Genomic DNA, 12,685 nt, shown 5'->3' on the forward strand with positions numbered 1-12,685 from the left:
AATGTAACATAAAGAATCATCTACAAAATGTTCTATCTAAATGGCATTGGGCCGTATCCCCTTCTCGCGCTCTTCCCCTCCTGGCCACGCCGCTGTGATGCGTTGTGGAACGTGTAAGTGCATCGGCTCAGTCCTGTATTCTGCTGTATCGGCAGTGACAGGCTGAGCCGATTATTGATTCGGCCTTGCATTCTGCTGCACTAGCAGTAGCAGGCTAAGCCGATTATTGCTTCGGCCATGTATTCTGCTGCACTGGCAGTGACAGACTGAGCCGATTATTGCTTCGGCACTGTATTCTGCTGCACTGGCAGTAGCAGGCTGAGCCGATTATTGCTTCGGCACTGTATTCTGCTGTACCGACAGTAGCAGGCTGAGCCGATTGTTGCTTCGGCGCTGATTATTGCTTCTTCACTGTTTATCGCTTCTGGCTGAATGGGAAAGTGGACTGCGTAGCGGGCTTGTTCTCTGGATTGTGGTGTATCGCTGTTATTCAGGAACAGGCTTCGCCAATATATTTACGTCAGCATAAATCGGCTCAACCTTCCACAGCCAACGTAGTAGAATCCATCGCCCCTCCAATATCTTCACATATTTCTACAACCTACAATAGCTGCGTGCCCGGAAAGGGGGAGCTCGAGGGGGAAAAGCGGGCTTCGCAACTTTGAGTGCTTTCCCCCTCGTACCTGCCCATGCCAAAATGGTCCCCCGGAAAGGGAAAGTACCTGCGTCTCAAGCATCACCCCCCGGAAAGGGCATCACCTGCGTTTCATGCATCCTCCCGGAAAGGGAAAACATCCTCCGGAAGGCGATCAGGCTTCTGTTTCATCGTGGAACTGCGGGATCGGAGTTACCGGAGGATAAGGATCCTCTGGAGGTTCATCAAACTCTCCGGAAATATTCCGATAGAAAACTGCCATACAGGTTTCTATATAAGGCACCAGCCAGATCAGTGCCAGATACAATGTAAATATGGAAAAAATGATCCACGGAACAAAACTTAAGAGCATTTTCATATATTCCCAGTAATGTCCCTTCATAAGCTTTGCACTGGCTTTCAGTGCCTGCACTCCTTTTATGTCCGAATTATCGGACAGGATGTAATAGCTCATGGTAAACGGCATAGCTGCCAGCAGGTTCAGCGCGAACCCGAGAAGTGTGAGCAGCATGTAAGTTACTGCCCAGTTCATCTGCTCCTCCGTTGTATTTCCCATATTGCTTGTAAAAGAAAACCACGCCAGTGGAAGTGATGTCACCAGATTGATCAATGCCAGCACAAAGGATGCCACGATCACATGATCCGGCTGATGGCTGAAAAAGTACAGAAGGTCTCCGAAAGAGTAGGTTTCCCTTCTGGAAATATTCAGATAGATCCGGTAAAGTCCTGCGGAAAAAATACAGATCACCAGAGAAAGGACAAAGCTGAATACCTCTCCTCCAATGATCGCATACAGGGAATCTCCCGGAAAAAGTGCTGTGGAAATATAGCTTGAAACTGCGCTCATCGCCGCAACCGCAATACTCCCGATCACAGGGACCGTAAAATTACCGGCCAGAGTTTCCCCTGCCAGCTTCTTACAGCCCTTCAGATTTTTTCTCATAATTCTGTATCCCTTCGTTATAGAAGGCGGAGACTCATCCAAGCCTCCGCCCCGTCATTTTTTACTTCAGATATATCATATTCTCATATTTCACATCTGTTTAGTCTGCAAGATTAAACGCATCATGTACCGCATTCATGGCACGTACGCCATCTTTCTCGTTAATGAGAACCGTCACACGGATCTCAGATGTTGCGATCATATTGATGTTCACACCCTCATTGTAAAGGCTCTCGAACATTTTTGCAGCAACACCCGGATTGCTCATCATACCTGCTCCTACAATAGAAAGCTTGGCAATGTTTTTCTCCGCATGAAGCTCAGAATAAGCGATGCGTGCCTGGTTAGCTTCCAGAACACCCATTGCATCGTCCAAATCATTTTTATCAACAGTAAAGGAAATGTCCTTGGTTCCGGCACGGCCGATAGACTGAAGGATCATATCCACATTGATATTTTTCTTAGCCAGGGTATCAAAAAGCTTAAATGCCACTCCTGGTGAATCTTTAAGTCCGATCACAGCAATACGTACTGCATCTGTATCCAGAGCAACACCGCTGATCAGCATTCTCTCCACTGTTACTTCCTCCTTTACCACAGTTCCTTCGCTGTTGTTGAGACTGGAACGTACCACCAGCGGCACGCCGTATTTCTTTGCCATCTCCACAGAACGGTTATGAAGCACTCCCGCACCCAGAGTTGCCAGATCCAGCATCTCATCGTAAGTGATCTCCTTGAGCTTGCGGGCATTCGGAACCTTACGCGGGTCAGCGGTATAAACACCGTCCACATCGGTATAGATCTCACAGGCATCTGCATGAAGCGCTGCCGCAAGAGCTACGGCTGTGGTATCAGAACCGCCACGTCCAAGTGTGGTATAGTCATTATATTTATCAATGCCCTGGAAGCCTGTGACCACAACGATCCTGCGGTTATCCAGCTCTCTGCGGATACGTGCCGCATCGATCTTTTTCAGGCGTGCGCTGCTATGTGCACTTGTTGTGTGCATAGCTACCTGAAAGGCGTTCAGAGAAACAGCCGGTACTCCCAGACTGTCCATAGCCATGGACATCAGTGCCACTGACATCTGCTCTCCGATGGTAAAAAGCATATCCATCTCACGTTTCGGAGGTTTGTCATTGATATCCTTTGCCATGGTGATCAGCTCATCGGTATACTTACCCATTGCAGAAAGCACGACCACCACGTCGTTTCCTTTTTTGTAATCTTCGATACATCTTCTGGCAACATTAAAGATACGCTCTTTGTTTGCCACAGAAGTACCGCCGAATTTTTTTACAATCAACATGTTCTTTTCTTCCCTTCGGCATCAATCCTTTACACGGATCATTGCCAGTACTTTTCCGGTGAGCTTGCTGATCTTCTCATAATATTCAGCCTGCTTCATCACCGGTGTGATAAATCCGAATTCGTCCGGAAGGTCATCCGGCTCGATGGTCTGTACATCACCAAAAGCTTTTTCCACTTCATCCATAGTAGTATCAGACACACGTACGAAGAAACGTCCCTCAACTTCATCCATATCCATAAGCTTCAGGGCATAGCTGCTCCAGTTTGTCATGATATTTCTGTGGAGATGCTTTGCTTCATCCACAACATCTGCAACTACTGCACTTGCAGTCGGAAGCTTACCTGCTCCGCTTCCGTAGAACATGGCATCTCCAAGAACATTTCCGTGCACAAATACTGCATTAAACACATCATTTACACTGTAAAGCGGGCTACTCTGGCCTACCAGGAACGGCGCTACCATTGCATAGAAAGAATCTCCGATCCTGCGGCTTGTGGCAAGAAGCTTGATAGTCATGCCAAGCTCTTTTGCATATTCCATATCTGCCGGTGTGATCTTTGTGATTCCTTCTGTATAAATATCCTCGTAATTCAGGAATTTTCCGTATGCAAGTGAAGAAAGGATGGCGATCTTACGGCATGCGTCAGCACCTCCTACGTCTGCAGTCGGATCTGCCTCTGCATAGCCCTTTGCCTGAGCTTCCTTCAGAACCGTATCAAAATCACAGTTCTCTGTGCTCATCTTGTAAAGCATGTAGTTGGTGGTTCCGTTAAGGATTCCTGTGATCTCATCGATCTCATCTGCTGTCAGCGAAGAATTCAATGCGCGGATGATCGGGATACCACCGCCGCAGCTTGCCTCAAAAAGGAAGTTGATATTTTTTTCTTTTGCGATCTCCATGAGCTCAGAACCATGCTTGGCTACCAGAGCCTTATTGGATGTGCTTACGCTCTTTCCTGCCTGAAGCGCTCTTTTTACAAAGGTATAAGCCGGCTCGATCCCGCCCATAACCTCAACAACAATATCTACCTCCGGATCGTTTACGATCACTTCATAATCATGAACCAGAACTTTCTCAACCGGATCTCCCGGAAAATCTCTTAAATCAAGAACGTACTTGATGTTAATCTCATCTCCAGCTCTCTTGTTAATGCTCTCATGATTGGTGTTAATGACTTCAACAACTCCGCTTCCTACTGTACCGTAGCCTAATACTGCTATGTTTATCATATGCTTACTCCCTGCCTAAAATTTTCAAATAGTGTATACCGTCTCTCTGCTCAATATTCTCCACCATAGCCTCTGCGTCGCCTTCTCCCGGAAGGATGTCAACGCTCAGCGTCAGCGTTGCGACTCCGTTAATGGGAATACTCTGATGTATGGTCAGGATATTACCGTGAAAACGGGCAATCGTCTGCAGCACCATTGATAAAAGCCCCGGCTCATCGTCCATCTGAATGATAAAGGTGATGGTCTTTCCCTTGGTCTCCTCGTGGAAAGGAAAAATATCGTCCTTATATTTGTAAAAAGAACTGCGGCTGATCCCGGTCCTTTCAGCAGCTTCCTGAACAGTAGCCACCCGTTTGGATTCCAGCAGTCTCTTGGCCTCAACCACCTTGAGAAGTACCTCCGGCACTGCCCGTTCTCTTACTACATAGTATTTTTTCTTTTCAACCTGTTTCTGCATAGCAACCTCTCTAACTGCTGTTCACATTGTGGCCAGCAGCCTCCTGTCCGTTTCATAAAGACAACTGTTTTTGTACAAGAGATATATTATCATAATAAAAGAAACTCCACAAGCGCTTTTTTGCCTGCGGAGTCCTTTTCTCTGTCTTTATGGGGTTCCGTGACAGTAATGTTATTCTTTCTTTTTCGCCAGCGCGATCCATTTCAGGTATGCATTGATAAAAATGTCAATACCACCGTCCAGAACTGCGTCAACATTACCGGTTTCTTCATTGGTTCTATGGTCTTTTACCATGGTGTATGGCTGCAGGACATAGGAACGGATCTGGTTTCCCCAGCCGATATCTGTCACTTCGCCTCGAATGCCGGAAAGCTTCTCCTCGGCTTCCTGCTGTTTCAGCAGATACAGCTTGGCCTTCAGCATCTGCATGGCCTTGTCCTTGTTCATGTGCTGAGAACGTTCATTCTGGCACTGTACCACGATTCCTGTCGGGAAATGGGTGATACGGATCGCAGAGGATGTCTTGTTGATATGCTGTCCACCGGCACCACTGCTTCGGTAGGTATCGATACGGATATCGTCATCATTGATCTCAACATCCAGATCCTTCTTGATATCCGGCATAACATCGCAGGATACAAAAGAGGTCTGTCTCTTTCCTGCTGCATTAAACGGAGAAATACGTACAAGACGATGAACACCCTTCTCGGATTTCAGATAACCGTAGGCGTTCTCTCCGTTCACCTGGAAGGTTACGGATTTCACACCGGCCTCATCACCGTCAAGGTAATCCAGGACCTCCAGCGCAAAGCCTTTCTTCTCCGCCCATCTGCTGTACATACGGTAAAGCATTCCGCACCAGTCGCAGGCTTCTGTACCGCCGGCTCCTGCGTTCAGCTTGATGATGGCATTCTCTCCGTCGTACTCTCCGGAAAGGAGTGTCTTCACACGGATGCTGTCAAAGCTTGCCTGGAACTCGTCCAGCATTTCCTGGATCTCAGGGACGATCTCTGGATCATTCTCCTCATATCCCATCTCGATCATGGTTTCCATATCTTCCATCTGTGTTTCCAGATTATGGTATGTCTCAATATCGTCCTTGAGACTCTTTAACTGTTTCATCTTCATCTGGGATGCTTCCGCATTATCCCAGAAATCAGGCGCCTCCATCTCGCGCTCTAATTCTTCGACCTTCTGCTCTTTGTTAGCGAGGTCAAAGTGAATCCCTCACTTCCACTAATGGCTCTGTGTATGTTGCAAGAATACTCTTGAACTGATCTAACTCAACCACAGCTTCACCTTCTTTCTATATATTGATACAGGATTTCCTGCCTGTCTTATACAATACCATATGGGCATGGAAATTACAACGAAAACGTGGTCAGGGCGTAAATATCCCCTCTCCTGTGCTTCAGAAGCGGCAGCTGCTCACGGACTTTTTTTACCTCGTCCAGTTCCAGTTCCACAACCTTCACAGCCGGCTTCTCTTCCATCTCCATGAGGACTTTTCCCCAGGGGTCTGCGGCAATGGAGTGGCCCCAGGAATGATACCCGGCGTTCAGGTCTCTGGCGGGGGCAGCTCCGATGGTGTATACCTGGTTATCCACGGCTCTCTGGCGGAACATCAGCTCCCAGTGAAGGGGCCCTGTTGTCATGTTAAAAGCAGCCGGCACGATGATTACCTGGGCGCCTTCGTCCACCATCAGCCTGGCAAGCTCCGGAAAACGGAAGTCGTAACAGATGCAAAGGCCCATCTTTCCAAATTCTGTATCAAAAACCGTCACCTGGTCTCCCGGTGTCAGAGTATCGGATTCTTTAAAATACTGGCCGCCTTTTACATCAATGTCAAAAAGATGCATCTTCCGGTGCTTACCGATCTGATGACCATTTCTGTCAAAGACATAGGAAGTGTTATAAATATTGCCGGCTTCATCTCTCTCCGGCATACTTCCTGCTACGAGATAAATTCCGTGTTCTGCCGCCAGTCGGGAACATTTTTCCCAGGTATATCCCCTCTCTGGTTCCGCATATTCCGGGAAGTATTTGTTCTCGTAGGGGCAACAGAACATTTCGGGCAGGACTGCCAGATCGATCCCCTGAAGCTCCGGGCTGGCAAGAAGTTCTGCTGCCTGGGTGATATTGCGAAATTTATCAGTATATACATGTATCTGAAGAATTGCAGTTTTTATAATTGCCATATTATCATGTCCCTTCTCTTACAGCGAAAATTAAGTATCTGCTCTATTGACGCAGGATGACTTTCTCATATGCAGGGCGGGAGAATGAAGCGTAGCGGTGGCTACGGCGATTGACGACAACGCAGCATATAAAAAATCAGACAAGTCTATATGACTATTATTTAATATTCGCTGTACTCTGTTCCTATGTAACAGAAATCCCAGAAAAAATAGCCCCACCACATCATCCGGGTGAGACTATTTTTATCTTCCTTCTCAGATCTTGGCAGCCTTACGTCCGCAGCACTGTTTGTATTTCTTGCCGCTTCCGCATGGGCACGGATCATTCGGGTATACTTTATCTTCTTTTCGCTGAACCGGTTTCTTCGGGCCTGCGCTGTCATCTTTGTTTGTGCCGGTTACCTTAGCAACCTGCTCACGCTCGATCTTCTGCTCCACATGAACATGATACAGCATACGTACAGTGTCTTCCTGAATGGAGCTGATCATGCTGTTAAACATCTCGAATGCGTTCATCTTGTACTCAACAACCGGATCTCTCTGGCCGTATGCCATCAGACCGATACCCTGACGGAGCATTTCCATATCATCGATGTGATCCATCCATTTGCTGTCGATGCATTTCAGAAGGACAACTCGCTCAAGCTCACGAAGCTGTTCCGGTTCCGGGAACTCAGCCTCCTTCGCTTCATAAAGCTTCACAGCCTCTTCCTTCACAATATGCTTGATCTCGTCTTTCTTATGGCCTTTTACCTTCTCTGCGGTCAGCGGGTGGATCGGGATGATCGGAGTGATCGCAGTGTTGAACTCATTAAGATCCCACTCAGAAGAATCCATGTCATCGGAAAAGCACATGTCTGTCATGCTGTCTACGATATCTGTGATCATCTTATAGATGGCATCACGCATATTCTCACCGTCAAGTACCTGGCGGCGCTCCTCATAGATGATCTCTCTCTGCTCATTGTTAACCTGGTCATAGTCGAGAAGGTTTTTACGGATACCGAAGTTGTTGAACTCGATCTTCTCCTGGGCTTTCTCGATAGCATTGGAAAGCATCTTGTGCTCGATCTGCTCATTCTCCTCAACACCAAGGGATGTGAACACCTTCATCAGTCTCTCGGAACCGAACAGACGCATCAGGTCATCCTCAAGGGAAATGTAGAAACGGGATTCACCCGGATCTCCCTGTCGTCCGGAACGTCCACGGAGCTGGTTATCGATACGTCTTGACTCATGACGCTCGGTACCGATGATCTTTAGACCGCCGGCCTCTCTTGCCACATCGTCAAGCTTGATATCGGTACCACGGCCTGCCATGTTGGTCGCGATGGTAACGGCATCTGCCTGTCCTGCCTGAGCTACGATCTCAGCCTCAAGCTCATGGAACTTGGCATTCAATACATTGTGGGGGATTCCCTCTCTCTTCAGCATTCTGCTGAGAAGCTCGGAAGTCTCGATGGTGATCGTACCAACCAGTACCGGCTGATGTTTTGCGTGAGCTTCCTTAACTGCCTCTACAACGGCGTTGAATTTCTCTTTCTTTGTCATGTAAACAGCATCATCAAGGTCTTTACGCTGTACTACACGGTTGGTCGGGATCTCTACAACGTCCATGCCGTAAATATCACGGAACTCTTTTTCTTCGGTAAGGGCTGTACCTGTCATACCGCCTTTTTTATCATATTTGTTGAAAAAGTTCTGGAAGGTAATAGTTGCGAGAGTCTTGCTCTCTCTCTTAACCTTCACATGCTCTTTCGCCTCGATCGCCTGATGAAGACCATCGGAGTAACGACGGCCCGGCATGATACGACCGGTAAACTCATCAACGATCAGGATCTCGTCATCTTTTACAACATAATCCTGATCCTTGTGCATCAGATTATGTGCACGAAGTGCAAGGATGATGTTGTGCTGGATCTCCAGGTTTTCCGGATCTGCCAGGTTCTCGATATTAAAGAATTTCTCAACCTTCTTGATACCCTGCTCGGTAAGGTTGACGATCTTATCTTTCTCATTTACAACGAAGTCACCGGTCTCGATAACCTCCTCACCCATGATGGCTGCCATCTTGGTCATCTCATGGCTGGCCTCACCACGCTCCAGCTGCTGTGCAAGGATATCACACACCTCATAAAGCTTGGTGGACTTGCCGCTCTGTCCGGAAATAATCAGAGGTGTACGTGCCTCATCGATCAGGACAGAGTCGATCTCATCGATGATACAGTAGTGAAGATCTCTCTGAACAAGCTGTTCTTTATAGATAACCATGTTGTCACGAAGATAATCAAATCCAAGTTCGTTGTTTGTTACGTATGTGATGTCACATCCATATGCCGCACGACGCTCTTCCGGCTTCATGTCGTTAAGTACCACGCCTACAGTCAGGCCAAGGAACTCGTGAACCTTACCCATCCACTCAGCATCTCGTTTTGCCAGGTAGTCGTTGACGGTTACGATGTGGACACCTTTTCCCTCAAGGGCATTCAGATATGCAGGAAGTGTGGAAACAAGAGTTTTACCTTCACCTGTTTTCATCTCGGCGATACGGCCCTGGTGAAGGATGATACCACCGATGATCTGTACACGGTAATGCTCCATTCCAAGTACACGCTTGGCTGCCTCACGTACGGTGGCAAATGCCTCTGGAAGAAGATCATCCAGTGTTGCACCTTCTGCAAGACGTTTCTTATATTCTCTTGTCTTGTCTCGTAACTGCTCATCCGTAAGCTGCTGCATCTGAGACTGATAGCTCTCGGTTTTTTCAACCAGCGGCATAATACGTTTTACCTCACGCTGGCTGCGGGTTCCAAATACTTTTGAAAAAACATTCATGTTTCTGCTCCAATCATTTTATTCAAATAAGACTGCTGTCTCTGATCTGTCCAATTTTGGATCATTCCAGTTCTCTGTTGATATCCGTTATACTGGATCACATATGGTATATATTCTACCACTTTCCTGTTATAAAAACAATGAACAATTATTTAACAAATCATGTCAGGAACAACAGAAAATATCCCGCATAGGATCCTGTTTTCGAGGATCCCGCGGGATATTACAGATCTTATTTCCTTACTTTTGCATTTTTCACACTGCTCCAGGCACCGTAATATGTCTTTCCGCTCACTTTTTTGTATGCACGGATACGAACATAATAAGTGCTTCCCTTTTTCAAACCGGAAAGTGTTCGGGTCAGTGCACTGGTGGACACTGTTCTGGCCCCTCTCATGGACCTTGAGGCCGCATACTGGATCTGATAGCCGGAAGCGCCAGCTGCTTTTTTCCAGCGGACAGTCAGCTTCCCGGAAGCCTTGCTGGACGGTTTGTACTGCACCGGAGCTGTCAGACGGACGATCCGGCTGCCGTTTTTGTTATAAGCACTTAAAGCAGAGCCCTTGTATGCGCGGACTGTATAGGTATACATGGTTCCTGATTTTACTGATCCGTCTGTATAGACCAGCGTATTGCTTCCGCTTACGGTAGCGATATTGACCCACTTGCTGCTGTTTCCGGTCCTTCGATAGATCTTGTAGCCGGAAGCATTTGCAGCTCTTTTCCATTTGAAGACGATGCCGGCAGGACTGTTGGAAGTGCCGGATAACCCGGGCGTGGTAAGCTTTACCGTTGTAAGGGCCGCGGAACGGAACTGGTATACGGCTGACTGTACTTCATCAGTCTTTTTCCATTCAGCTTTCTGATAAACATACTTCTGGAAAAAGATATACATGTTATAAGTTGCGGCTTTGTTTATTCCTTTGGCAGATCCGATCCGCCATGTAGTATTCTTCCTGTTATCGGTTGGATTTGGTGAAGTACTCCAGTAAACTGGCACCCACTTCACATCTCCAGGCCCGGGATTTGAATTTGTAGTTCCCGCACCGGTCACGGTAAAATTATAATATTTATTCGGAGTAAATTTCAGCGGAGAATCCAACCCTCTTACAAAACTATCTTTGACATCTGGTATAGAAGGTATATAGGTCGGTGTCGGCGTCACATCATATTTCGGGCGGGTTCCCCTGTAATTCAACTTTAATTTTTTCAGGTTGCTGGTTCTTCCGTCTGAACCCAATACCTTAAGATACAGATCAAATTCTTTCTCTGTATCCAGATTCTTAAGATATATCACAAAGCTTCTGTTTGCAGTAACCGCCACACGAGAGTTTCCCGTATCGACCCTCGGAACATCAGAAGTTCCGTCCTTTTTTCTCGCTACAGCTTTATAGTAGCAGGCTCCGTTTGCATCAACTTTAAGTGTCACATTTACAGAATTGCGGCTTACCCATTTTTCTCCGGTCCATTTTACGTTTATTTTTGGCACCGGTGTTGGTGTCACTGTCAGTTCAGGATCCGCTGTCGGTGTCACTGTCGGTTCCGGATCCGTTATCGGTGTCACTGTCGGTTCCGGACCCGCTGTCGGTGTCACTGTCAGCTCCGGATCTGACGATGACATAGCTTCTGCGTTTTCTTCTTCCATACTGTCTCCTGCTTCTTCAGGTATCAGTTCTGTCAATAATACTTCCGGATCATCCTCACTGGAGATTTCTTCTGAAACTCCTTCCTCAGCTCCGCCGAAAGCATCCTCGCTGTTCTCCGCATTTTCTGCGTTTTCCACATCTTCCATGGTTGCATCGGAAGAGTTATCCACCATTTCCTCAGAAATATCCTCACTGTCTTCTGCAGGCTGCTCAGTCTCTCCCATAGACTCTGTAGTTTCCTCTGCGGAAAACACTTCCTGGCTGTCCGCAGCATTTTCTGTGATTTCTGCATCACCGCTGCCAAACTCTGCAGCCATACCGGTTGCCGGAAGCACCGTCACACAAAGTGCAGCACTTAAAAAAAGTGCCAGAACTTTTTTCTTCATTTACCTTCCTCCTTTTCTCCGTGAGTTACATATTTGTTATGTCAAGGAGATATTCGCACTCCACACAGTATTATTTTTCAGAAAGTGGGGCTGACTGAAACTTGTACTGTACAGACTGTATCTTATCCGTAGACTGCCATTTGGAATCCTTGCAGGTATATTTGCGGAAGAAAACATACAGATTAAAAGTTCCCTCCTGGTCGATTCCTTCCTTGGAACCGATCTTCCAGGTGCTTCGGATCCGGTTGGAATTCGGATTCGCAGATGTGCTCCAGTAAACAGGCACCCACTTAATGTCTCCGTTTTCCGGATCCTCATTATCGGTACCTGCACCGATAACCTTAAAATCATAAAATGTATCCGGGTAGAATTCCAAAGGAGAATCCAGCCCCTCTACCGTACTGTCCTCTGCCTTTGGTTTGGATGCTTTATGTTTTTTCTCAGAATCTGTTTTTTTCGCCGGGCGGCTGTCCTGATCCAGCTCCATCCGCTTCAGATCACTTAATTTCCCATTCTCATCCTCAATCTGGATATACAGATCAACTGCCTGGTCTGTATCCAGGTCTGCAAGTGTGATCCCGAACTCTTCATCCTCACTGATCAAAACCTCATCATTCACGGTATTTCCGGTCTCGATCTGAGGCACCTGGGGATTTCCGTCTTCCCCCCGCTCTGCCCATTTATAATAGCAGACGCCGTTAACGGCTGACGTAAGCGTTATCTCTGCCTGGGAATAGCTGTCCCATTTAAATCCTGTCCATTGTATTTCTGACTTTTGTGAATCCTTTGTATTGTTTTCTCCGGAACTCAGTTCCAGGTCCTCCACAGTCTGTTCTTTTATGGTGTCACCACTGTTAAATTCCGCTGCCATACAGGTAGCCGGTATCATGGTCATACCAAGAGATACACTTAAGATCACCACAGGAAGCTTCTTTTTCCTTTCTCCTTTCGCATATGTCTTCATTATATAATTCTCCCCTATTGCTTGCAACAGAAAAGAAGCCTGATTTTGCTGTGACATAA

The 12,685-nt window shown here is 47.0% G+C and carries 9 protein-coding genes; all 9 read right to left on the reverse strand.

Going from position 1 to position 12,685, the window contains the following annotated elements:
* Positions 1 to 809 precede the first annotated feature (809 nt).
* Positions 810 to 1,598, reverse strand: coding sequence for a DUF975 family protein (locus NE671_RS13425; RefSeq protein ID WP_021652699.1), 789 nt, complete (start codon positions 1,596 to 1,598; stop codon positions 810 to 812).
* A 100-nt stretch (positions 1,599 to 1,698) separates the two neighbouring features.
* Complete coding sequence (locus NE671_RS13430; protein WP_021652698.1) at positions 1,699 to 2,907, reverse strand: aspartate kinase; 1,209 nt, start codon at positions 2,905 to 2,907, stop codon at positions 1,699 to 1,701.
* 21 nt (positions 2,908 to 2,928) lie between these two features.
* On the reverse strand, positions 2,929 to 4,140 hold the full coding sequence (locus NE671_RS13435) for a homoserine dehydrogenase (protein WP_021652697.1): 1,212 nt from the start codon (positions 4,138 to 4,140) through the stop codon (positions 2,929 to 2,931).
* Between the two features lie 4 nt (positions 4,141 to 4,144).
* Positions 4,145 to 4,597 carry an ACT domain-containing protein gene (locus NE671_RS13440; protein ID WP_021652696.1) on the reverse strand — a complete coding sequence of 151 codons (453 nt, stop codon included), beginning with the start codon at positions 4,595 to 4,597 and terminating at the stop codon, positions 4,145 to 4,147.
* A gap of 171 nt (positions 4,598 to 4,768) precedes the next feature.
* A protein-coding gene (gene prfB / locus NE671_RS13445; protein ID WP_110104007.1) for a peptide chain release factor 2 occupies positions 4,769 to 5,888 on the reverse strand; the annotation gives its coding sequence in 2 pieces (ribosomal slippage) (positions 4,769 to 5,812 and positions 5,814 to 5,888; 1,119 coding nt in all).
* A 73-nt stretch (positions 5,889 to 5,961) separates the two neighbouring features.
* Positions 5,962 to 6,795 (reverse strand): carbon-nitrogen hydrolase family protein, encoded by an 834-nt coding sequence (locus tag NE671_RS13450; RefSeq protein ID WP_173740527.1) that lies wholly within the window; start codon positions 6,793 to 6,795, stop codon positions 5,962 to 5,964.
* Between the two features lie 255 nt (positions 6,796 to 7,050).
* Entirely contained in the window at positions 7,051 to 9,630 is a 2,580-nt protein-coding gene (gene secA, locus NE671_RS13455) for a preprotein translocase subunit SecA (RefSeq protein WP_021652694.1), read from the reverse strand.
* A gap of 232 nt (positions 9,631 to 9,862) precedes the next feature.
* Complete coding sequence (locus NE671_RS13460; protein WP_173740526.1) at positions 9,863 to 11,662, reverse strand: fibronectin type III domain-containing protein; 1,800 nt, start codon at positions 11,660 to 11,662, stop codon at positions 9,863 to 9,865.
* A 70-nt stretch (positions 11,663 to 11,732) separates the two neighbouring features.
* Entirely contained in the window at positions 11,733 to 12,626 is an 894-nt protein-coding gene (locus NE671_RS13465) for a hypothetical protein (protein ID WP_173740525.1), read from the reverse strand.
* Between the last annotated feature and the right edge of the window lie 59 nt (positions 12,627 to 12,685).

Source organism: Blautia sp. DFI.9.10 (assembly GCF_024461705.1).
In the GTDB taxonomy this organism is placed as follows: domain Bacteria; phylum Bacillota; class Clostridia; order Lachnospirales; family Lachnospiraceae; genus Blautia_A; species Blautia_A fusiformis.